This window comes from Pseudomonas sp. NPDC089406 (assembly GCF_044900265.1).
Classification (GTDB): Bacteria; Pseudomonadota; Gammaproteobacteria; order Pseudomonadales; family Pseudomonadaceae; genus Aquipseudomonas; species Aquipseudomonas fakonensis.
Map to the genome: position 1 here is coordinate 1 of NZ_JBJDNC010000058.1, position 22,832 is coordinate 22,832.

The 22,832-nt window shown below is 67.1% G+C and carries 18 protein-coding genes; 5 read left to right on the forward strand and 13 right to left on the reverse strand.

All coding sequences use genetic code 11. From position 1 onward, the window contains the following. Window positions 1-178: 178 nt before the first annotated feature. The 10 genes from ACI2KK_RS26545 to ACI2KK_RS26590 all read right to left on the reverse strand — a co-directional run bounded on the left by ACI2KK_RS26545 (window position 179) and on the right by ACI2KK_RS26590 (window position 10,248). Window positions 179-1,147: a LysR family transcriptional regulator gene (locus tag ACI2KK_RS26545; protein ID WP_404671286.1), complete on the reverse strand. Its 969-nt coding sequence runs from the start codon at window positions 1,145-1,147 to the stop codon at window positions 179-181. A gap of 61 nt (window positions 1,148-1,208) precedes the next feature. Continuing rightward, window positions 1,209-2,099, reverse strand: a complete 891-nt coding sequence (locus ACI2KK_RS26550; RefSeq protein WP_404671307.1) for a peptidylprolyl isomerase — start codon at window positions 2,097-2,099, stop codon at window positions 1,209-1,211. Between the two features lie 65 nt (window positions 2,100-2,164). Further along, on the reverse strand, window positions 2,165-2,635 hold the full coding sequence (locus tag ACI2KK_RS26555; protein ID WP_404671287.1) for a YbjN domain-containing protein: 471 nt from the start codon (window positions 2,633-2,635) through the stop codon (window positions 2,165-2,167). Between the two features lie 34 nt (window positions 2,636-2,669). Further along, the gene (locus tag ACI2KK_RS26560; protein ID WP_404671288.1) at window positions 2,670-3,317 is read right to left on the reverse strand and encodes a DNA repair protein; all 648 of its coding nucleotides are present in this window, start codon (window positions 3,315-3,317) and stop codon (window positions 2,670-2,672) included. Between the two features lie 15 nt (window positions 3,318-3,332). Beyond that, window positions 3,333-5,030: a putative porin gene (locus tag ACI2KK_RS26565; RefSeq protein ID WP_404671289.1), complete on the reverse strand. Its 1,698-nt coding sequence runs from the start codon at window positions 5,028-5,030 to the stop codon at window positions 3,333-3,335. 38 nt (window positions 5,031-5,068) lie between these two features. Continuing rightward, window positions 5,069-5,746: an energy transducer TonB gene (locus tag ACI2KK_RS26570; protein WP_404671290.1), complete on the reverse strand. Its 678-nt coding sequence runs from the start codon at window positions 5,744-5,746 to the stop codon at window positions 5,069-5,071. A 2-nt stretch (window positions 5,747-5,748) separates the two neighbouring features. After that, complete coding sequence (locus tag ACI2KK_RS26575) at window positions 5,749-6,174, reverse strand: biopolymer transporter ExbD (RefSeq protein WP_011534002.1); 426 nt, start codon at window positions 6,172-6,174, stop codon at window positions 5,749-5,751. Window positions 6,175-6,184: 10 nt separating this feature from the next. Further along, on the reverse strand, window positions 6,185-7,990 hold the full coding sequence (locus tag ACI2KK_RS26580) for a DUF2341 domain-containing protein (protein ID WP_404671291.1): 1,806 nt from the start codon (window positions 7,988-7,990) through the stop codon (window positions 6,185-6,187). Window positions 7,991-8,005: 15 nt separating this feature from the next. Then, the gene (locus tag ACI2KK_RS26585; RefSeq protein WP_404671292.1) at window positions 8,006-9,595 is read right to left on the reverse strand and encodes a ShlB/FhaC/HecB family hemolysin secretion/activation protein; all 1,590 of its coding nucleotides are present in this window, start codon (window positions 9,593-9,595) and stop codon (window positions 8,006-8,008) included. 44 nt (window positions 9,596-9,639) lie between these two features. Next, window positions 9,640-10,248, reverse strand: a complete 609-nt coding sequence (locus ACI2KK_RS26590) for a transposase (protein ID WP_404671293.1) — start codon at window positions 10,246-10,248, stop codon at window positions 9,640-9,642. 274 nt (window positions 10,249-10,522) lie between these two features. Between ACI2KK_RS26590 and ACI2KK_RS26595 the strand changes: the two genes are divergently transcribed. Together ACI2KK_RS26595 and ACI2KK_RS26600 are read left to right on the forward strand one after the other, a co-directional pair. Beyond that, window positions 10,523-10,990, forward strand: a complete 468-nt coding sequence (locus tag ACI2KK_RS26595; RefSeq protein WP_404671294.1) for a VOC family protein — start codon at window positions 10,523-10,525, stop codon at window positions 10,988-10,990. Between the two features lie 64 nt (window positions 10,991-11,054). Continuing rightward, window positions 11,055-12,251: a hypothetical protein gene (locus ACI2KK_RS26600; protein ID WP_404671295.1), complete on the forward strand. Its 1,197-nt coding sequence runs from the start codon at window positions 11,055-11,057 to the stop codon at window positions 12,249-12,251. A gap of 231 nt (window positions 12,252-12,482) precedes the next feature. On the opposite strand, the gene yiaY is transcribed toward ACI2KK_RS26600, so the two are convergent. The 3 genes from yiaY to ACI2KK_RS26615 form a co-directional block, all read right to left on the reverse strand. Continuing rightward, window positions 12,483-13,631 carry an L-threonine dehydrogenase gene (gene yiaY, locus ACI2KK_RS26605; protein ID WP_404671296.1) on the reverse strand — a complete coding sequence of 383 codons (1,149 nt, stop codon included), beginning with the start codon at window positions 13,629-13,631 and terminating at the stop codon, window positions 12,483-12,485. Window positions 13,632-13,839: 208 nt separating this feature from the next. Further along, window positions 13,840-15,399, reverse strand: a complete 1,560-nt coding sequence (ilvA, locus tag ACI2KK_RS26610; RefSeq protein ID WP_217843452.1) for a threonine ammonia-lyase, biosynthetic — start codon at window positions 15,397-15,399, stop codon at window positions 13,840-13,842. 183 nt (window positions 15,400-15,582) lie between these two features. Further along, window positions 15,583-16,020 (reverse strand): PACE efflux transporter, encoded by a 438-nt coding sequence (locus ACI2KK_RS26615; RefSeq protein WP_404671297.1) that lies wholly within the window; start codon window positions 16,018-16,020, stop codon window positions 15,583-15,585. Between the two features lie 317 nt (window positions 16,021-16,337). Here ACI2KK_RS26615 and wecB point away from each other — a divergent pair, with 317 nt between their 5' ends. Genes wecB through ACI2KK_RS26630 form a run of 3 tightly spaced genes read left to right on the forward strand, consistent with a single transcriptional unit; the run spans window position 16,338 to window position 22,653 of the window. After that, window positions 16,338-17,492, forward strand: a complete 1,155-nt coding sequence (wecB, locus tag ACI2KK_RS26620) for a non-hydrolyzing UDP-N-acetylglucosamine 2-epimerase (protein WP_404671298.1) — start codon at window positions 16,338-16,340, stop codon at window positions 17,490-17,492. Next, on the forward strand, window positions 17,489-19,663 hold the full coding sequence (nrfB, locus tag ACI2KK_RS26625) for a cyclic di-3',5'-guanylate-activated glycosyltransferase NrfB (protein WP_404671299.1): 2,175 nt from the start codon (window positions 17,489-17,491) through the stop codon (window positions 19,661-19,663). The genes wecB and nrfB overlap by 4 nt, the downstream gene beginning before the upstream one ends. Then, window positions 19,660-22,653, forward strand: a complete 2,994-nt coding sequence (locus tag ACI2KK_RS26630; RefSeq protein ID WP_404671300.1) for a phage receptor — start codon at window positions 19,660-19,662, stop codon at window positions 22,651-22,653. Before nrfB ends, ACI2KK_RS26630 begins: the two co-directional genes overlap by 4 nt. Window positions 22,654-22,832: the final 179 nt, after the last annotated feature.

The window sequence follows — 22,832 nt, forward strand, 5'->3', positions numbered from 1 at the left end:
GCAGGCGCCGATACTTTCACAGGCATAACTGGCCCGAAACAGATGTAGGAGCGGCCTTGTGTCGCGATGCGCCGCGCGGGCGGCGCTCGATCTGACAGGCGCTGTAAAATCTTCGGCGAACACCTGGCAGCCCTTACGCGAACACCTTTAAGTAGGGACGACCGCAAGCCCCCCACAATCACACCCCCTCAAACCACTCCCTCCGTTCCTCAAACGCCGCCCGAACCGCCCCAACCATCAACCGCACCAACGGCTCCCCCGCCGTCCGCGGATTGACCGCCAACCAAACCCGCCGCCGCATCGGCTCAGCAAACACCCCCGGCAACGGCAACAACCCCCGGTCCAGCCGCGAAGCGTAATGCGCCAGCAACCCCACACTGGCACTGCACTTGATCAGTTGGCAGTACATCTCGTAGTCCTGAATCTGCGTCACCCCGCTGGCGCGCGCCTGCAACAGCGCATGCCAGGGCATCAGCGCCGCCACCCCCGCCTCCCCTTGCCACTGCACCAGCATGTAATCCTCAAGGTCCGCCAGGCAGCTGGGCCGGTTGGCCTCGCGGGCATAGCGCTTGGCGATATGCGGCAGATAATCCAGGGTCGCCAGTGCCTCAGGCCGCGCCCCGTCGAACGCCGGCGGGCTTTCAGGCTGCTGCAGCCCGCCCAGCCACAACGCCACGTCCGCTTCCTGCAGCGGCACCTGGCGGCCATTGAGCGTCAGCACGTCCAGGCGCATGCCGGCGTGCTGGCGCACGAAACTGATCAAATTGCGCCCCAGCAAGTCCTGCAACAGCGGCTCTGCCACCGCCAGGCGCACCGGCGCACCGGCCTCGCGGCGCACAGGTTCCGGCAGGTCCGGCTCGCGTGCCTGCAGCAAGGCCAGCAAGCGCTCGCCCTGCTGGCTCAGCACCGGGTTGTTGTTGCGGTTGACGAACAGGCTGTAACCCAGCCGAGTTTCCAGCACCGCCAGGCGCTTGCGCAGCGCCACCGGCTTGAGGTTCAGCCGCCGCGCCGCCTGCATGAAGCAGCCACAGCGCGCAGTCACCACGAAGCAGTCCAGGGTCTGCTCGTCCAGCGCCAGCGGCACCTGCGGGCGGAGCATGGCCAGTGCGCCCTCGCAGGCGCCTCCCCTTGGCAGATCGATCGGCATCCTTCGCCTCCTCCGGGCCGCCACGCGCAGGCCCGGTTCTTCCTTGTTGTGATCACCGGTATCAGCGGCTGGCGCTTTCCAGTACCTGGTTGAGCGCCGCACCATCGATGCTCAGCGTGGCGCTGTCGAACATCCCTTCGACGTAGGCCTTGGCCACCTGCTCCTGACGCTGGGCACGCAGCACCTGGCGCAGGCGCGGGGCCACTTCCTCCAGCGTGGCGGCGCGGGCCGGCTGCGCCTCGACCAGCTTGATGATGTGCCAGCCCGCCGCGCTCTGCACCGGCTCGCTGACACTGCCCACCTTGAGCCTGGGCACCACGCTGCGCACCTCTGGCAGCAACTGCGCCAAGGCTTGCAGCCCGGTGTCGCCGCCTTTGGCGGCAGTGCCCTCGTCCTGCGAATTGTCGCGGGCCAGGGCGGCGAAGTCGGCGTCTTTTTCCTGGGCTTGCTTGGCCAGGGCCTGCGCCTGTTTGCGCACCGCCTCGTCATCCTTGGGGTTGTCGACCCGCAGGAAGATCTGGCTCAGGCGGTAGCGCGCCGGCAACTGCAAGCCGGCCTTGCCGGCATCGAAGGCTTGCTGCAGCTCGGCATCGCTGGGGTAGCCGTCGGGTACCTTGCTCACCGAATTCAGGTAGTCACGCAGCACGATCTGCTCGGTGGCGGCGCGGGTCTGGGCCTGGATGTCCGGCCGTTGCAGCCAGCCCTGGGCCTCGGCCTGCTGATACAGGGCTTTTTCGGCCAGGCGCGCGCGGATCCAGCTTTCCAGCGCCGGGCGATCACTGCGCAGACGGCTGCGGGCATCTTCGGGCAATTGCGCGAACAGCGCTTTGAGCTCGCCGCTGTCGACCTGCTGCTCGCCCAGCCGGGCCAGCGCCGGGCCGTTGTCCACCGCCACCTCGCTGGCCGAAGGCGCCGGGCGCGCCGCCGCCACCGGGTCGTCACCCGGGCGCATGGCCAGGGCGACTGCCACCGCGATGACCGCCAGCGCACCGGCGCTGGCCCAGAAGGTACGCGCCGTCACGAGGCGCTTTCCGCATCAGCAGATGCCGGTACCTGTTCGGCGCTGCTGCGGCTGAAGTCGCGCAGGTAGACGATCAGCTCTTGCAACAGGCGGTCCCACAGCAGCAGGTTGCCCAGCAGGTGCTTGTGGCTGACGCCATCGGCCACCACCACGTCCATTTCCATCACCAGGAACTCGCCCTGCACCGACAGGCGGGCAAAGCGCCGGCTGGCGTTCCAGCGCTCGGCAAGGCCCGCCGGCAGCTCGCCCTGGATGCGCAGCGCGCAGCTGAAGGTGAAGTCGAGGAACTCGCCCTCCTTGTCCGTGGCACGGTTACCAAAACGCACGGCAAAACCCACGCCCTGGCTGGCACTGAGCAACTGCACCACGGCATTTTGCTCGGTGCGGTTGACCCGGTAGCCGGCGTCCTGCAGCAACGTGGTCAGGGAGTCGGCGCTCACGGTTTCGATCAGGGTGACTTCGGTCATGTGCTTCTTCCTTGTGTTGATGATCGGTTTTCAGTTACTGGCTGACGCCCGCCGGGGCGTCGAACTGGCTGTCATAGAGCTTGTCGCCGTAGGCCTGGGCGAGCTCTTCGAACTTGACCCGAGCGCTACCGGCGAAGGGCTGGCGCAGCTTGACGATGTCGGCGATGTCGACTTTTTCGTAGGCGCTGAGCATCTCCCTGGCCACCCCGTACATCTGCTCGTTGCGTGCCTGGCACTGCTGCACCTGGCCGTCGCGCTCGGCCAGTTGCGCCTGCAGGCGGGCACGCTCGCTTTCCTTGGCCCGGGCCATGCCCAGCAGCTCGTCGTAGGCCTGCTTGTACTTGTGCAATTGCTCGTTGCTGCTGGCCACCAGCGCCTGGGCCTGGCTGTGCACGGCCTGCTGCTGGCCGGCCAGTTGCTCGCCCTGCTGGCGGGCCTTGGTCAGTTGCGCGGTGAGCTCGCGTACCTGGCCCTGGGCGGCGTCGCGCTGTTGCTCGGCAGCCTGGCGCGCGACGCTGGCCTGGGCCTGCTCGCTCTGCAGTGCCTGCAGTTGTTGCGTGGTGCTGCGCAACTGGGTGCGCAGGCGTTCCTCGAGGGTGTCGGCCGAGGCCGAGGCCGCCAGGCTCGCGCCCAGGGCCAGCATCAGCCAGGTGCAGTGGCGGCGATAGGCTCCCTTGTTCATGCCCGTGCTCCTTCCCTAGAACCGTGTGTTGACTTCAAGCTGCATCACGTCGATGTCGAACGGCGCGCCGTAGACTGCCTCGCTGCTCAACCACCGTGCTGTAGCGTAGACGTTCTCGGCCAGGCCGTAGTTGCCACCGAGGAAATAGCCCTTGGCGTTGGTGCCGCCGAGGTGGAAGCTCGAATCGTTGAAGCCGTCCGGCAAGGCGTCAGGCTCGATGCGCTTGTAGCCGGCGAACAGGTTCCAGTCGCCTGCCTTGCGCATCTCCAGGGCATTGCCCAGGGTGAACTGGAACATCCAGGCATCGGCGCCGCTCTGGATGTTGCCGTCGACATCGACGTTGTTGGCCAGTTGGCCGGCGGCGCGCTTGCGCATCTGGCCTTCGTCGTAGGCCAGGTTGTGCACGTAGTTGACCTGGCTGCGCAGCTTGAAGTCGCTAGGCAGGTCGGTGTCCCACTGCAGGTTCAGGTCGAGCAGCTCGAACTCCGAGGCAATGCCGACGAACTGTGGCTGCGGCGTGTTCGCAGGGTTAGCCGGGTCCGGGGTGATGTCGCGCAACAGGAACAGGGTGTTGCCCTTCTGCATGAAGGTCGGGCGGGTTTCGTCGCTGTCGCAACCCGGTTGACCATCCCACGGCGCGCAGGGGCTGGAGCGCTCGCCGGCGATGTCGTCGAAGCGGTAGTAGGCCGCCGCGCCCTTGATGCGGTTGTGGTCGTTGAGCGCGAACTTGGCACCCAGCTGCGCGCCATACAGCCACTTGTTCTCGCTGCTTTCCTTGTCGAAGCCGTTGCTGGTGGCCGAATCGTCGCTGTATTGCACTGGGAATGCGCCCAGGGTGCCGAACAGGCTCAGGTCGCGGTTCACCGGGTGGTCGAAGATCGCCGCCACACCGTCAAAATTGAGGTCGTGGGAATACAGGATGTCGGTGGACATGAACGGGTTGGCGATACGCCCGCCGGTCAGGGTCAGGCGCTCGCTGGGGCGCCAGCTGACATAGCCCTGGTCGAGCCAGATGTCTTTCTTGCCAAAGCCACCGCCCAGGTTCTGGGTGGTCGATACCGGGTTGTCGTTGCCGCCGGTGGCGATGCGAATACCCGCCATCCAGTTGTCCGCCAACTGCGCCTTGAGGCCGAAGCGGGCGCGCAGGCGCAGGATGTTGTCGCGATCCTCGCGGGTATTGAGCAAGGGCGGCAGGCTCGAGCTGCTGTTGGGGTTGACGTCGTACGGGCCCCTGTCGTTGAGCTTGGCGAAGTCGACGATCTCGTTGCTGTTGCCGTCGGCGTAGTAGCGCGACTCGCCGCGCAGGCGCAGGTCGCCGTCGAAGCTGATGCGCGAGGCCCAGTCGGGGAAACTGTTGGGCGCGGCCCAGTTTTCCTGCTTGGCGGTGTTCATCACCTCGGCCTTGATTTCGTCGCGGATCTGCTGGCGGACGATGGCCGGCACGTACTGCACGCGCACCTCGCCGTTGGCCGCCGGGGCCTGCGCCACGATCGGCGCTGCGCTGCTGGCGGCGCGGGCTTCGCGGGCCTCGCGTTCGGCCTGGGCGATCAGCGCGTCGGCCTTGTCCTGCTTGAGCACGCCCTGCTCCACCAGCAGGCGGATCAGGTTGACGGTCGCGTTCTCCGACGGGGCGGGCTGCGCGACGGCCGGACCGACCGCGGCCACGGCCAGCAGGCCGAGCGCCAGGGTCAATCGGTTCACTGGGCACTTCATGGTTGTGCAACTCCTGTTGGTCAGTCGTGCTTCGTTGTTCATCCGCGGCGCCCCTGCAGGCCGATCTTCACCGGCAGCGTCAGGCCGGCAGGTGGGCGCTGGTCCAGCACCCCGGCACCGCGCAGGGCGGCCAGCAGCTTGGCGTCGGTGTCGGGGTCGCCACTGCTGCTGGCCAGCTCCACGCGGGTGATCTCGCCGCTGGTGCTCAGCCACACGTTGGCTTGCGCCCTGAAGCTCAGGTCGCGCAGTTCGGGGGTCTCGCGCAGCACACGCTGGAACGCCGAGCCCAGGTACTGGCCGTAGGTGCCCTTGCCGAACCCGCCGCCGCCACCGCCAGCCATGCCGCCGCCCTTGCCGGCACCGACGTTGAAGCTGTCGCTGCCGGACTGCGCATCGCCGTCCATCTGCATCGGGTCGGCCAGGTCCTGGGCCGGGTCCGGGGCGTCTTCGGCCGGTTTGATGTCTTCGGCCTCCGGGATGGGCTCCGGCTCAGGCTCGGCGATTTTCTCTTCCACCGGCGGTTCAGGCTCTTTCGGTGGCTCCGGAGGTGGCGGCGGCGGCGGTGGCAGCGGAATGATCGCCGGCACCTTGGGCGCCTCGCGGCGCACCCCGGCCATGTCGTTGGCCCACTGCCACAGCAGCCAGGCCAGGCCGACGCCGGCTACAGCGAGCACGGCCCAGGTCAACAGCCGGCGGGGGTTGGTTGTGCTATGCATGCTCACCCCTGGTTCGGCTTGCCGGTGACCAGCCCGACCTGGGCCAGTTCAAGGCGGCGCAGCAGATCGAGCACCTCGACCACTTTCTGGTACTGCACCCCGGCATCGCCGCGCACAATCAGCGGGAAGTCCGGGTTGCGGGCTTTTTCGCTGCGCAGGCGGTCCTCCAGCTCCTGCAGGGTCACCGGGTAGGCGTCGAGGAACACCTGGCCTGCGTCGTTGATGGAGATGGCCTTGGTCTTGGGCTGGGCCAGCGACACCGAGGCACTGGCCTTGGGCAACTGCACCTGGATGCCCGAAACCTGCGCGGTGGCGGTGAGGATGAACATCACCAGCACCACCATGAGCACATCCACCAGCGGGGTGATGTTGATGCTGTCGACTGCGGCGTCGGCGTCGTCGTCATGGGCGTTGTTCACGGATGCCATGGCTGCGCCCTCACGCCGGAACTGACGGGTTGAGGTTGCGCCCGGCCTGGCGCTGCGTGGCCTCGCCGGCCTGGCCCTCGCCATGCAGCTCGGCCAGGCGGGTGATGAACTCATCGACGAACACGCGCATGTCGGCGCCCACCTCGCGGTTGCGGGTGGTCAGGCGGTTGTAGCCGAACAGCGCCGGGATGGCGACGAACAGGCCCATGGCGGTGGCCAGCAGCGCCGCGGCCATGCCCGGGGCGATGGCGTTGATGTTGACGTCCCCGGCCATGGCCGTGCCGAGGAACACCACCATGATGCCCAGCACGGTGCCCAGCAGACCGATGTACGGGCCGCCGGCAATGGCGTTGGACAGGGTCGAGAGCTTGGACGACAGCGCCTGGTTTTCACGGGTGCGCACGCCATCCATGGAGCAGCGGATGGCCTCGATGGTGGCGGCCGAAACCACCGTGGTGTCGGCGCCCTGGGCGCGGCGGGTGCGGATTTCCTGCACTGCCACCAGGTACAGGCGCCACAGCGGCGAATCCCCCAGGCGCTGATGCAGGTCGGGGTTGTCGGCAAACTGCTCAAGGCGCGTGCCAACCGTGGCGAACTGCTCGCGGAACAGCCCGTTGGCGGCGCTGACGCGGTTCAGGGTGCGCTGCTTGCGCAGCATGATGACCCACGACTGCACCATCATCAGCACCAGCACGGCGATGATTACCCAGGCATCGATCGGTACCGCCTTGAGCAAGAAGCCCAGGCCGCCGAAACCGAAGCCCGATTGCTCTTCGTCAACGCCATAAACCACCAGCCGCGACTCGGCGCCCTGGGCCAGCACGTCAGCCTGCAGGCTGGCCTGGCTGCGGGCCACGCGGGAGATGCGCAACTCGTCCAGCGCCCCCACGAACGGCGCGTAGCTGCTGGCCGGCTCGTTCTCGGTCGATGGCAGGTCGCCGGCAATGCCCACGGCACCACTGAAGGCCGCCGGGCTGGCCGCCAACCGCGCGACCGGCTGGCCTTCGAGCAGCACACTCAAGGCGCCGCCCTCGCCGATCAACGCCAGGTGTTGCCACTGCCCGGCAGCCACAGGCTGCGTGGCGGCGGCGCGCTGGCCGTCGACCTCGACGAAGGGCACGCCCTGGGCCAGGCCCAGCAGCAGGCTGTGGCCGCCCTCGCGGCGAGCCAGCAGCAGTTGCTCGCCCACCGCCTGGTCCTGGCGCAGCCAGGTGCTGAAGGTGAACGCGCCACCGGCTGGCAGCTGCAGCGAGGCACTGGCCGGCAGTTGCAGCGGCTGACCGCCAAGCTGGATGGCCCGGCCGATCACCCCGTCCACGCCCACCGCCTGGCCCTGCAGCGCGTTGCCGTAGGGGCTGGCGTCATGGGGCGCGGCGCCATCGAAGTGATACAGCGCGGTGTAGTCGGCGTCAAAGCTCGGCTGGCCGCCGGCGGCCTGGGCCTTGGGGTTGCCGTAGTACATCCACAGGTCCTGGCGCTGGCCGGGCTCGATGCGCGGCACGTCCACCCAGATCAGCGCCATGCCCATCAGCGGGTCGAACTGCTCGATGTGGTGGTTGAGCACGGTCTTGTCGTCGGCGCTGACAAAGCGGATGTCTGCCCCGCTGTCACTGACCCCGTCAAAGGTGAAGTTGCCGGTGTGCAGGCGCACCAGCAGCGCGGTGCGGCCCAGCGCCTGGGTCAGGCCGGCACCCTGCGGGGTGGTGTCGACGGCGATCTGCTTGCGGTACATCCAGTCGTCCTGCCACCAGGCACTGGCGCTGCCTGGCAGGGCGAAGCCCAGGCAGATCAGCAGGGTCAATATCAGGCGTTGCATGGGAGGTCTCCAGGGTTAAAAGGTGGCCTGCACGCTGAAGTGCACACGGGGGTCGTTCTTCTTGGTTTCGGGGCCGTCTTTGAGCGGCACGGCCCAGTCCAGGGTGCCGGACAGCCAGTGGTTGAGCGTGGCGCGGGTGCCGATGCCGACACTGGCCAGGGTGAAGTTGTCCTGCTGTTCGGGCAGCGGGTCCTGCAGGCGCAGGTGGGCACCTTCGGCGAAGGCGTAGAAGCGCCAGTCCTTGATGTAGCTGCCCACGTAGCGGCCCAGCGACGGCGTGCGCAGCTCCTGGGCCAGCACCACGCCGTCGTCACCGCTTTGCTCGGCGCTCAGGTAGCCGCGCACGGTGCCAACCCCGCCGGCGGTGATCTGTTCGTTGGAAACCAGTGGCCCGGTAGCCAACTGGAAGGCCAGTTTCGACGCGCTCTGCCAACTGCCGGCAAAATCGAAGCTGTATTCGCCATCGCCCTTGAGCACGGCGAAGCTGGGGTCGGCGAGGTAGCGCTTGTAGGCAAAGTCGACATCGTCGCTGCCGTAGCCAAAAATCCTGCGGGTATTGACCACCAGGCTCAGGCCGAGGCTGAGCTGGTCGTGCTCGGTGTAGCGGTAGCCGCTGTAGCCCAGGGTGAACGGCACGTACTTGAGCGGCGCCTCGTCGTCGGTCATGCCGAACAAGACCTTCTCGTCGAAGCTCTTCACGTCCACGCCCATCGACAGCGACTGGGCCCAGGCACCGACGCCCGGCAGGTTGTAGATGGCAGTCACGCCATAGGAGTGGCCCTTGCCCAGCACGTTGGTGCCGCCCACGGTGCCGACGTCGCTGTCGGACTGATAACCGCTGAACTGCAAGGTCCAGCGTTCATTCAGCGGCGCGACGTAGGCCACTGACCATACTTCGGAGTTGTCGCGGTTCTCGGGGGCGGTGTCCCAGGTCAGCGAGGCGCTGTGGCCGGCCTGCCAGAGGTTGTTGTAGCCCAGGCTCACGCTGCTGCGCAGCGACTCGGTGTCGGCGCTGTGCTCGTTGTTCAGGCCCAGGGTCAGGGTCCAGGGCTGCTTGTCTTCCACCTGCAGGTCAACGTCCATGGTCCCGGGCCTGCGGCCTTCGCGCACCACCGGTACGACCTGGCGGTTGTCCGTGCGGTTGAGGCTTGCCAGCTCCTGCTGCACCTGCTCGAAGTCGGGCACCTTGCCCTCCTGAAGCGCCGGCACCTGCTCGCGAATCTCCAGCGGCGAGTAGTGCTTGGCACCCACCACCCGCACCCGGCCGACCTTGGTCTCGGTCACTTGCAGGTAGACCACCCCGCCTTCGACCTTCTGCTCGGGCAGCTCGACATATACCGACTGGTAGCCACGGTCCTGGTAGCTCTTTTGCAGCGCTTCACGGGCGCCTTCGAGGTCGGCCAGGGTCTTGTCGGGGCCCAGGTACGGGTATACGGCCTCTTCGATGGCCTGGGCGTCGAGTACGCTGTTGCCGCGCACCACGTATTCGCTGATTTCGACCCGGCGCTCGGGCGTACCCGCCGCCTCGTCCGCGGCCACCGTGGCCGACAGCAGGCACAGCAGTACCCCTGCGCCTATGCCGCATCGCTTGAACAAATGCTCCACACCGCCCCCTTGAAGAGCCAGGAATTCGTTTGGTTGTTGTTTGGTTACTGGTGGTGGTCAGGCGTGGCCTGCCCTGGGTGCCGCGCCAGCCAGCTGTGCAACAAGGCCAGGTTGAGGCTGAACTCGGGCATGGCCTGCAGGCTGGCGTTGAGCACTTCATCGACCATGCGCTGCAGCAGCGAAACCGCCATGGCGCTGCCCAGCAGCACACCGAGGTCGTGGCTGAACAGGCTGAAGTTCCACAACCGCGACTTGAGCTCCAGGCCGACGAACCAGCGGAACAGCAGGTTGTAGTTGAGTTGCTCGTAAAGCTGCTTTTCGCTGGGTACCGAATACAGCAGCTGCAGCAGCAGTACGTGCATGAGGGTGTGCGGGGCGATGGTCATGCCCTGCTGTTCGGCAAGCTGCGCCAGGGGCCCCTGGTGCTCGCGCAACAGCTCCTCGATGCGTGGGCGCAGCAGTGCCAGTGAATGCCCCGGGGGCACGCAACTGGCCACTTCGCGCAGGGCACCCTGCCAGTCTTCCTGGGAGACGATCCACACCCAGGGGGCACCATAGCGGTACACCGAGACGGGCTGCTTGCGCGCGGCCTCGACGATTTTCGCCAGGCGCTGGTCGAGCTCCTGCATGCCTACTTTGCTGTAGCGTTCCATAGATCCCATCGCCCCACTCCCCGGCCTGCTCCTGCGAGGCGTCGTGGCCCCGCTGGGCAGACGCTTCGTCCGTGTCCTTGGCTTGACGGAGGTGGCGCTTTGCTACCGAAGTTTTGTCATGAAAGGTTCATGCGCAGTAGGGCCGGGATGCCGCTCAAAGCGCAGCCAAAGCGTGCCCATATAGGCAATCGTTCTAACGCCTGCGTCGATTTTCCCGGCGCCTGAACGACTCTGATTCACCAAGCAGCCCCACCCGTGAATCGGAGAAACCGACATGTCAGCCAAACCCATCCCCGAAGGCCAGCACAGCATTACCCCCTACCTGGGCATCCGCGATGCCGCCCAGGCCATCGAGTTCTACAAGAAAGCCTTCGGCGCCACGGAAATGTTCCGCCTCGAGGGCCCTGACGGGCGCGTCGGCCACGCAGAATTGAGGATCGGCGACTCCTCGTTGATGCTCGGCGACCCTTGCGACATGGAAGGCAGCCTCAAGGCCAGCCAGAGCATCGAGCACCCCGCCGTCGGCCTGCACCTGTACGTCGCGGACTGTGACAAGGTCTACGCCCAGGCCCTCGCCGCCGGCGCCACCCAGGTCAGCGAGCCGAAGGACCAGTTCTACGGCGACCGCAGCGGCACCCTGAAGGACCCGTTCAACAACCTGTGGTTCGTCTCCACCCACAAGGAGGACCTGAGCCCGGACGAAATCCGCGCCCGCGCCGCGAAGATGTTCGCCGGCAGCTGAGCAAGGTTGAAAGCCGCCGCGCTTTGCTTGAAGCTTGCAGCTCGTAGCTTGGAGCTGCTTCTCAATGCGTATCATCGAAAAATCCGGCGTGCAGGTGCGCAGCCTGACGCCGGCCGAGGAAGAACTGCTGGCCGCCTTCGCCACCGGCGCCCTGGCCGGCCCGCGCCTGCTGCAGGCCAACCAATGGCTGATGAAAGTGCGCGGCGCCAACCAGTGGCTGGCCTGTGATTGCCGCAAGGATGCCTTGCCGGTGCTGAATATCTCGCTCAACGGCAATACCGGCACGCTGTTCCTGCGCAACAACCCCGAAACCCCCGAACACGCCCCGGGCTGCCCGTTCAGCAAGGATGAACGCGAAGCCGGCGAGCGCAGCAGCGAGGTTGCGCAACCCGCCGCATGGCTGGCCCCCGATGCGCCGCTGCGGCTGATTGGCGACTACCGCCGCGCCAATGAAGGCGAAACCGCCGCCACGGGCAGCCGCGACCCTGGCGAGCGCCGCGACCAGCAGCGCCTGCTGTCGCTGCTGCTGACCTGGATCGAGGCCAGCGGGCTGAATGTCTACGCCACCCACCTGAAAAAGGACCTCACCGCCCAGTTTGCCGAACTGCGCGGCGTGGCCGGCCGCTACCCGCTGCTGGAGCGGGTGCCGGCCAGCAACTACCTGGAAACCCGCCTGGACATGAAGCACATGATGATGCTCAAGTCCCGCCTGCGCGACGCCACGGTGTTCGGCAACCACCGCCGCCACGGCCTTTTGCTCGACTGCATCGAGCAGGTCAAGGGGCGCAAGGTGCTGACCGCCCGCGGCGACGACGGTTTCGACTTCCAGGGCCACCACCAGTACTGGGGCGGCAACCGCACCGCAGGCCCCTTGCTGGCCCTGGCGCTGTACTCGCCGGCCACCGCCGGCAGCCACTTCTATGAACTGATCCATGTCGCCAGCGTGCCGGTGCTGTCGCGCGCGCACCTGTTCCCGGTGTACCGCGACGAGGAGCGAGAACCGCTCAAGGCGCTGGTGTCACTGATCGACTGGATGGCCGGCAAGGGCGTGAAGGTGCTGATGCGCCGCCCGGTGATCGGGGGCCAGGTGATGGACGAACTGGTGCTCACCTCCGACGGTGACCGCGTGCTGTCGGTGTCGCTGCTGGAGCAGCCGATCGGGCCGGAGCCTGAAACCGAGAACTTCAAGCGCTACGCCGACTTCAAGAGCCTGGAAACCTTCCGCAAGTATGTGGCCGGGTTCTTCATGCGTGAGCGTTGAAAGCCGGCGCGATTCCTGTGGGAGCAACAGTCTTGTGCTGCCTGAGCTGGCCTCATCGCCGGCAAGCCGGCTCCTACAGTGAAGCTTATGCAGTCCCTGTGGGAGCGGCTTTAGCCGCGAAGCAGGCGCCGCGGTAGATGGCACCGGCTTCGCCGGTGTTCGCGGCTGAAGCCGCTCCCACACGATCTTCGTTAACTCAATGAGTTGTAATTTGTTCTAAAGAAGCCGGCCTCAGAACGCAGCCTTGAAAATTGCCTCGATCTCCGCCTGGCTGGCCACCCGCGGATTGGTCAGGCCGCAGGCGTCTTTGAGTGCATTGGCCGCCAGCACCGGCACGTCTTCAACCTTGGCCCCAAGCTCGGCCAACCCTGCCGGAATGCCCACCGCCACCGCCAGATGCTCGATCGCCGAAATCGCCGCCCCGGCGCCCTGCTCGGCATCCAGCGCGCACACCTTCACGCCCATGGCCTTGGCCACATCGCGCAGGCGCGCCGCGCTGACCCGGGCATTGAAGCGCTGCACATGGGGCAGCAGCACCGCGTTGCACACCCCGTGGGGCAAGTCGTAGTAACCGCCCAGCTGGTGGGCCATGGCGTGCACGTAACCCAGCGAGGCATTGTTGAACGCCATGCCGGCAAGGAACTGCGCATAGGCCATGTTCTCCCGCGCCTGCAGGTCGTTGCCGTCGGCCACCGCCTGGCGCAGGTTGGCACTGATCAGGCTGATGGCCTTGAGCGCGCAGGCGTCGGTAATCGGCGTGGCGGCGGTCGAAACATAGGCTTCGATGGCGTGGGTCAGGGCGTCCATGCCGGTAGCGGCGGTCAGCGACTTGGGCATGCCCACCATCAGCGCCGGGTCGTTGACCGACAGGATCGGCGTGACGTTGCGGTCGACGATGGCCATTTTCACGTGGCGCGCCTCGTCGGTGATGATGCAGAAGCGGGTCATCTCGCTGGCGGTGCCGGCGGTGGTGTTGATGGCAATCAGCGGCAGTTGCGGCTTGGCCGAACGGTCGACGCCCTCGTAGTCGCTGATATGCCCGCCATTGGTGGCGCACAGGGCGATGCCCTTGGCGCAGTCATGGGGCGAGCCGCCACCCAGCGAGACCACGCAGTCGCACCGGTGCGCCTTGAGCAAGGCCAGGCCCGCTTCGACGTTGGCGATGCTCGGGTTGGGCTTGGCGCCGTCGAACACCACCGAGTCGATATCGCGCATAGCCAGCAAGCCGGCGATGCGCTCGGCCACCCCGGCCCGGGCCAGGCCCTGGTCGGTGACGATCAACGCCTTGCGCAAGCCATAGCCGGCAATCGCCGTCATCGCCTCGTCCAGGCAGTCGATGCCCATGATGTTCACGGCGGGAATGAAGAAAGTGCTGCTCATGGGCGGGTCCTCTCAGGCTGTCGGTATGCCTTCGAGGATGTGCCGCAAATGGCTGCGGGGCATTGATCCAGGACAACCTACCTGCGGGCAACAGGGGCCGGGCCAAACGCCGTACCTGTAGGAGCCGGCTTGCCGGCGATAGGGCCAGCAGCCTTTACACTCCAGGCCAGGCCTCATCGCCGGCAAGCCGGCTCCTACAGGGTGCGTGTCAGCCCAGGAACAGGCGGTAGGCCGGGTTGTCGGTTTCGTCCCAGTAGCGGTAGCCCATCGCTTGCAGCGCCTGGGGCAGCCCGGCCAGCTCGTCGTCCGGCACCTCCAGCGCGGCGAACACCCGCGCCTCGGCCGCGCCATGGTTGCGGTAATGGAACAGGCTGATGTTCCAACGCTTGCCCAACCGTTCGAGGAAGCCCAGCAGCGCGCCAGGGCGCTCGGGGAACTCGAAGCGCAGCACCCGCTCGTTGGCCCCCGGCGCTGCATGCCCGCCCACGGTATGGCGCACATGCAGCTTGGCCAGCTCGTTGTCGGTCAGGTCCAGCACCTGGTAGCCCTGCTCGCCCAGGCTGGCCAGCAGCCGGCCGCGCGGGTCGTGCTGCGGGTGGGTCTGCACACCGACGAACAGCCGCGCCTCCTTGCCCGGGTAGTAGCGGTAGTTGAACTCGGTGATCTGGCGCTTGCCCAGGGCCTGGCAGAAGGCGCGAAAGCTGCCCGGCTGCTCGGGGATGGTCACCGCGATGATCGCCTCGCGCTGCTCGCCCAGCTCGGCGCGCTCGGCCACATGGCGCAGGCGGTCGAAGTTGACGTTGGCACCGGAATCGATGGCCACCATGGCCTGGCCCTGCACGCCCTCGCGGGCCACGTACTTCTTGATCCCGGCCACCGCCAGTGCGCCGGACGGCTCGGTGATCGAGCGGGTGTCGTCGTAGATGTCCTTGATCGCCGCGCACAGCTCGTCACTGCTGACGGTGATCACCTCGTCGACAAAATGCCGACACAGCTCGAAGCAATGCGCGCCGACCTGCGCCACCGCCACGCCGTCGGCGAAAGTGCCGACCTGCGGCAGGATCACCCGCTCACCGGCAGCCATGGCGGCCTGCAGGCAGTTGGAGTCCTCGGGCTCGACGCCGATCACCTTCACCTCGGGGCGCAGGTACTTCACGTAGGCTGCGATGCCGGCCACCAGGCCGCCGCCACCCACCGGCACGAAGATCGCGTGCAGCGGGCCTGGGTGCTGGCGCAGGATTTCCATGGCCACGGTGCCCTGCCCCGAGATCACGTCCGGGTCGTCGTAAGGCGGCACGAACGTGGCGCCGTCGCGGTCGGCCAGGGCCAGCGCATGGGCCAGGGCATGGGGGAAGCTCTCGCCGTGCAGCACCACGTTGCCGCCACGCGAACGCACGCCCTCGACCTTGAGCGACGGCGTGGTGGTGGGCATGACGATGGTGGCGCAGATACCTAAGTGCCGCGCCGCCAGGGCGACACCCTGTGCGTGGTTGCCGGCAGAGGCGGTGATTACCCCGCGCTCGCGCTGGGCGCTGCTCAGCCGCGACAGGCGGGTGTAGGCACCGCGGATCTTGAACGAGAAGGTCGGTTGCAGGTCTTCGCGCTTGAGCAGCACCGGGTTGCCAAGCGCGGCAGACAGCGCCGGGGCCGGCTGCAGCGGGGTTTCGATGGCCAGGTCGTACACCGGCGCAGACAAAATGCGCCGCACCTGCTCGGACAGCAGTTGCTGGGGCGTGGTGGCGGTACGCGGGTGGCTCAGACTGGTCATCGATGACTCCTGGTTTTCGTCGTTTTGCCCAGGAGTCAGAGAGAAGAAACCCGCCTCCAGGGCGGGTTCGGTGCACGTAAGCGCTAGCCCGCCAAACCGATAATGGCGGTAATAATAATGGCGACGTTGGCGTGCGGGAATGTGTTCATAGGCCGGGAAGTTATCCTGCGCTCTTGTAGGAAGTCAACACCCTTTACCGGCTTGCTGCGCCGACAGCGGCACATCGAACACCTTGTCGAAGCCCCACTGGAACACGAAGGCGTAGACGAAGAAGAACACGAACAGCGCAAGGTTGGTGACCAGCGCTGCCCACAGGCTGATCCCCAGCCACCCGGCTACCAGCGGCAGCAAAATCAGCACCAGCCCGCCCTCGAAGCCCAGCGCGTGCAGCAGGCGGCGCAGGAAGGTGCGGCTGCGCTGCTGCTGGCGCGCCTCCCAGCGCTCGAAGGCCCAGTTGAAGGCCATGTTCCAAGTCATGGCGATGGCCGACATCAGTATCGACAGCACCGTCGACTGCCCCATGCCGGCGCCGAACGCCAGCTCCAGGGCCGGTGCCACGCAGGCCACGGCGATGGTTTCGTAGAGGATGGCCTGGACGACCTTGCGGGCCTTGCCTTGCATGTGCAGCTCCATGATTGAACGGCCTGCAAAATTACGCGAAGCGCGCGCCAAGCGAAAGGCCGAAGTGGCCTTGTTGCGCGCCCCTGTAGGAGCGGCCTTGTGTCGCGAAAGGGCTGCGTAGCAGCCCCGGCAATTTTGCATGAAGCCGAGATCCCGGGGCCGCTGCGCGCCCCTTTCGCGACACAAGGCCGCTCCTACAGGGGTTGTGGTCTCTGCCCAGCAGGTTGGACAACCCGACAATCGGCTGCTTGTATCTTTGATCTGCATGCGGCACTTGTCGGCGACTTCGTCCAGGGAATCGAACGAGGAAATTCACCATGGCCCATACCGTCATGATGGTATTCGGCACCCGCCCCGAGGCCATCAAGATGGCCCCACTAGCCCGCGTACTGCGTGCCTGGCCCGGGGTCGACCTGCATATCTGCTCCACCGGCCAGCACCGCGAAATGCTCCAGCAGGTGCTCACCGCCTTTGGCCTGGCAGTCGACCAGGATCTGCAGGTGATGACCCAGAACCAGACCCTCAACGGGCTGGCCCGCGACCTGCTGGACAAACTCGACCAGGCCTACGAGCAGGTCCGCCCTGAAATCGTGCTGGTGCACGGCGACACCACCACCAGCTTCATCGCAAGCCTGGCCGCCTTCCAGCGGCACATCCCCATCGGCCATGTCGAAGCCGGGCTGCGCACCGGCAACCTGCAGCAGCCCTGGCCCGAGGAAGCCAACCGGCGCCTGACCGGGGTGCTGGCCGACCTGCACTTCACCCCCACCCGCGACTCCGACGCCAACCTGATCCGCGAAGGCGTGCCGCCGGAGCACATCGAAGTCACCGGCAACACGGTGATCGACGCCCTGCTGTGGATGCGCGACCACCTGGCCGAACAGCACTGGCAGCCCGCCGCCGAATCACCGTTGAACGTGCTGCGCGGCGAGCGGCGCATGGTGCTGGTGACCGGCCACCGCCGGGAGAACTTCGGCCCCGGTTTCGAGCGCATCTGCAAGGCCCTGGCGCTGCTCGCCGAACGCTACCCGCAGGTACAGTTCGTCTACCCGGTGCACCTCAACCCAGTGGTGCAACAGGCGGTGTATGGCGTGCTGTCGGGGCGCGACAACGTGCACCTGGTGCCGCCCCAGGACTACCCGCACTTCGTCTGGCTGATGAACCGCGCCTGCCTGATCCTCACCGACTCCGGCGGCGTGCAGGAAGAAGCCCCTGCCCTGGGCAAGCCGGTGCTGGTGCTGCGCAAGGTCACCGAGCGCCCGGCGGTGCTCAAAGGCGGTACGGTCAAGCTGGTGGGCACCGACACCACGCGCATCGTCGAGCAGGCCAGCGAGCTGCTCGACGACCCGGCGGCCTATGCGCGCATGGCGCGGGTGTTCACCCCGTTCGGTGACGGCCACGCCAGCGAACGCATCGCCGAGCGCCTGACCCGCTGGTTCGCCGAGCAGGCCGCCGCGCAGGCCAACCCATGAGCCTGGCCTTCATCGATTTCATCACCTATGTGCTGTATGGCCTGAAACTGCTGGCGATCGTGCTGGCCATCCTGATGTTTTTGCTGGGCCTGGACGACCTGTTCATCGACATCGTCTACTGGCTGCGCAAGCTCTACCGCAGGCTGCGGGTGTACGACAAGTACGAGCGGGCCGACGAAAAGCTGCTGTTTGGTGCCGCAGAAAAGCCCCTGGCGATCATGGTCCCGGCCTGGAACGAAGTGGGCGTGGTCGGCGAGATGGCGCGCCTGGCCGCCTCCACCCTCGACTACGAGAACTACCAGATCTTCGTCGGCACCTACCCCAACGACCCGCAAACCCAGGCCGACGTCGACGCGGTATGCCTGCACTACCCCAACGTGCACAAGGTGGTTTGCGCCCGCCCCGGCCCCACCAGCAAGGCCGACTGCCTGAACAACGTGATCGACGCCATCCTGCGTTTTCAAAAGGACGCCGGCATCGAGTTCGCAGGGTTCATCCTGCATGACGCCGAAGATGTCATCTCGCCCATGGAGCTGCGCCTGTTCAACTACCTGCTGCCGGCCAAGGACATGATCCAGATCCCGGTGTACCCCTATGCACCACAGTGGCAGGGTTTTACCGCCGGGCACTACGTGGACGAGTTCGCCGAAAACCACGGCAAGGACGTCATCGTCCGCGAGGCCCTCACCGGCCAGGTACCCAGCGCCGGTGTGGGTACCTGCTTCAGCCGCCGGGCGATCAGCGCCCTGCTCGAGGACGGCGACGGCATCGCCTTCGACGTGCAATCACTGACCGAAGACTACGACATCGGTTTTCGCCTCAAGCAAAAAGGCATGAAGTGCATCTTCGCCCGCTACTCCATCACCGACCCGGCCCTGGCCCTGGCGCGCGACTGGCGCCCCGGCATGAGCCGCGAATTTGCCCAGGTGATCTGCGTGCGCGAGCACTTCCCGCGGGACTGGCAGCATGCCATTCGGCAGAAGTCGCGGTGGATCGTCGGCATCGTGTTCCAGGGCACCAGCAACCTTGGCTGGAGCCGCACCGGGGCGCTCAACTACTTTCTCTGGCGCGACCGGCGCGGCTTGTTCGCCTACCTGCTGAGCTTTTTGGTCAACCTGTTGCTGCTGGTGCTGCTGGCCATGTGGCTGGTCACGGCAATCGCCCCGGACAGCTGGCGTTTCATGTCGATTCTCGGCGACAGCACGCTGCTCAGCGTGCTGCTGTGGCTCAACGGTCTGCTGCTGGTCAACCGCCTGTTCCAGCGCGCCTGGTTCGTCACCCGCTACTACGGCATCTTCGAAGGCCTGCTGTCGGCCCCGCGGATGATGTGGAGCAACTTCGTCAACTTCTTCGCCAACCTGCGCGCCTTGCGCCAGGTCATGCAGATGGGCGATTCGCGGCGCGTGGCCTGGGACAAGACCACCCACGAGTTCCCCGCCATCAGCGCCCCGGCGCGCACCCCGCTGGGCAGCCGCCTGGTGGCAAAGGGCCTGATCAGCGAAGCCCAACTGCAACAGGCGGTCACCAACCCGGTGCGCCGGCGCCTGGGCCGCGAACTGCTGCTGCGCGGCTGGCTGAACAGCCAACAGCTGGCCGAGGCCCTGGCCGAACAGCTCGACCTGCCCTGGGCCCCGTTGAACCCGTTCAAGCTCGCCCCCGCGCTGATCACCAAGCTGCCGCGCAAACTGGCCACCCACTATGGCGTGCTGCCGGTGGCCGAAGAAGGCGACACCCTGGTGCTGGCCAGCGAAACCGCCGTCAGCCAGGTGTCGCTGGGGGTTATCAGCCGCCAGCTCAAGCGCCCGGTGCGGGTGCAACTGGCGCCCCAGGGCCGGGTTACCCTAGGTTTGCGCTACCACTACCCGAGCCCCTGGCAAAAGCCCGAAACCCGGCAGATGCTGCACGTGCTGGAGCGCCACCAGGACGACGCCGAGCTGCTGGAGCGGGTGTGCACCCACCAGGTGATGCTCGGTGCGCTGCTGCAGGTACGCGGCATGGTGCCGGTGCAACTGTTCAACCAGGCGCTGATCGACTTCGACCCCGAGCAGCAAAGCCTGGGCGAGCACCTGATCGCCCGCGGCATCATCAGCGAAGAAGTGCTGCAACAGGCCCTCGCCGAGCAGGCCAGCGAACAGCAGGCCGCCTATGACCTGACCCGGGAGGTGGCATGACGCCGCGCCTGACCCTGAGTGTCGCCAGCCTGCTGCTGTGCGGCGCAGCCCTGGCGGCGCCGAGCGCGCCGATGACCGGCTTCCAGCGCTTTACCAGCTACCCGTTCATGGAGCGCGGCTACCGCGAAGCGCAACAGAACAACTGGGCCGAGGTGGAACGCCTGACCCGCCATGTACTTGAGCGGGTACCGAACAACGACGAGGCGCGCAAGCTGTTAGTCGAGGCCCTGGCCCACCAGCGCCGCTACAAGGAGGCCGAGGCCATCGCCGAAACCCTGGGCGACAACCCCGAACACGCCGACGCCCTGCTGGAGCTGCGCCTGGCCTGGATCGAGCAGGACCCGCCACCGGCCAGCCAGGTCGAGGGTTGGCTGGCCGCCAGCCAGGCAAGCCAGCGGGTGCGCCTGTGGCAGGCCTACAGCCTGAGCTTGGCGCGCTTCGGCGGGGCACGCCGGGCCCTGGACTGGCTTAACCAGTTGCCGCCGCGCGACGACGGCCAAGTGCTGCGCCTGGCCCGTGGCAACCTGGCCGAACAGCTGCGCAACTGGGGCGAGACCATCGAACAGCTGCAACCTTTGGCCGACCAGGGCCAACTGCCCGCCGAGGACTGGCGACGCCTGGCCACCGCCTACGTGCAACAGGCAGATGAGGCGGGCCTGCAACGACTGTTGCCCAGCGCACCCTCACCCCGGGACGCCGAGCAGGCGCGCCTGTCCATGGCCCAGCGGGCGATCGCCCTGGGCCACAACCGCCAGGCCGAACACTGGTTGCAAAGCCTGCCTGCCGAGCAGCAGCAACAGCCCGGCCAACGCCAGCAGCTGTGGGAACTGGCCCGCCAGGGCGACGATGTGCAGCTGGTGCAGCGCCTGAGCAACGAGTTGGGCCAGCCATGCCTGCAGACCGTCGACTGGCTGTCACGCAAAGCCCCGGACCTGGCCCGGCAACAGTTCAGCCAGTGCCAGCCGGGCGAAGACGCCCGCGCCTACGCGGTGCTCAGGCAGCGTCTGTACGGCGACCCGGCGCCACCGCGCACGGCGGCGCAGTGGCAGCAGCGCTACCGGCAGACCGGCGACCTTGCAGCCTTGGAGCAAGCCACCTACCTGCTGATCGAGCAAGGCCAGCCCGACCGCGCCCGGCAACTGCTGGAGCAGGCCTACGATCGCCACCAGGGCCGCCTGACTCCCTCCTTGCTGCAACGCCTGGGCAACCTCTATGCCCAAAACGACAGCCCCATGGCCGACCAGCGCATGCTCGCGCTGATCCCCCGGGTGGACCCGGCCACCCGCGCGCAACTGCTCGGCCGCCTGGCCGAGGCCGGCCAGTGCGACACGGTGCGCCGGGCGATCCCTGGCAAGCCCAACGAAGCGGGCCAGTATCGCGCCCTTGGCCGCTGCGCCATGCCCGCCAGGCCCGCTGAAGCGGCAACCTGGTACCAGGGCGCCGTGGGCCTGGGCGACAACACCAGCCGCCTGCCCCTGGCCTACGCGCTGGAAGCAGCAGGCGATTCCCGGGCCGCCTTGGCGGTGTGGAACAACCTGCCGGCCAGTGCCTGGACCGCCAATGCCCGCCTCACGGCCGCCCGTGGCGCACTGAATGCCGGCGAGCCCGACATCGCCCTGCGCCACTGGAACGCCACCGCGCACCAGAGCGCCGACGACTGGGCACTGGGTGCGGCCATCGCTCAAGCCCGCCGCGACGCTGCCCAGGCCCTGGCCTATCAGCGTGAAGCCCTGCGCCACAACCCGCGCGCCGAGCACTACTACGCCGCCGCCAACACCGCGCAGCTGGCCGGCGAGCCTGCCCAGAGCAGTGCCTGGCTGGCCGAGGCGGTGCGCCTGGCGCCCGATCAGCCCCGCTACCGCGCCGACTACGGCATGCGCCTGGCCAGCTCCGCCGACAAGGCCGAACGCCTGCGTTCGATCCCCTATCTGCAGCGCGCCACCGAGGACTTCCCGGACAACTACCGCCTGGGCGAAACCCTGGCGCTGCGTTACGACGAAGCCGAAGACAGCGCCGCCGCCCGCCGCGAGCTGCGCCGGGTGCTCGACGTGGAACAGGGCCTGGCAGACGAGCGCGACGAATACGGCAGTCTGCAAGCGCGCAAGTACCGCCAGCGCCGCGCCCACGAAACCCTGTCACGCCGCGACAGCGTGACCCTGGCCAGCACCTGGTCGCCGGCCGGCACTTCCACCAACGACCGCTTCCTCGACAACGGCACGCGCAGCGGCAGCTCGCGCCGGGCGCAGTCGCAGAACGTGCAGTTGGCGATGTGGGACCATGCATTGGGTGAAGAGCCCAGCCGCAACGGCAGCACCCTGTCGGTGTATGGCCGGGTGCTGTTCGGTGGCCAAAGCCGCAGCGACTACGCGCAAAGCATGGGCACCGGCGTGGGCCTGCGCTACAAGCCGCTGGGCCAGGCCAACCTCAACCTGTACGCCGAGCTGTATCACCAGCGCCAGGTCGACAGCGAGCACTACAGCGGCCTGCGCCTGGGCGAGCTGCTCAGCCCGGGCAAGGTCGGCGGCAACTGGGGCGACCTGCGCCACCACGCCGAATCGAGCAACGACCTGCTGCTGCGCGCCACCGCCTCGTTCCTGGACCAGGGCGACTGGCGCAATGACTGGCGCGTCGACGAAGATCAATGGAACGAGCGCTTCCTGTACCTGGACGCCGCCTGGTGGACCCGTGCTGGCGACCACGCCTGGCTGTCGCGCTACCAGCAGGGGCATGCCTGGAAGCTGCCCGGCAGCTCGCCGCAAACCCTGATGCCCTATGGTTTTGTCGAGTTTTCCAGCCAGGACCCGAGCAACGACTGGCGCCAGGATGCCCGCGCCGGCGTTGGTGTGCGTTGGCAATGGTGGTTCGACGACGACCGCTACAACGCCTACCGTGGTTCGTTGAAGGTGCGCGCCGAATACCAGCAGGCGCTGGGCGGCAACCTGTATGAGCGGGCCAATGGCGTGCTGGTGGGGGTGGAGATGACGTTCTGACAGCGTGCCACGGACCTTGCAGGAGCAACTGTCTTGCTCAGTTGCTAAAAGCTGGCGCGATCCCTGTGGGAGCAACTGTCTTGTGCTGCCTGAGCCGGCCTCATCGCCGGCAAGCCGGCTCCTACAGGTACAGCGCTTGATTCTGGCATCGCGCAATCTTGTGGGAGCGGGTTTACCCG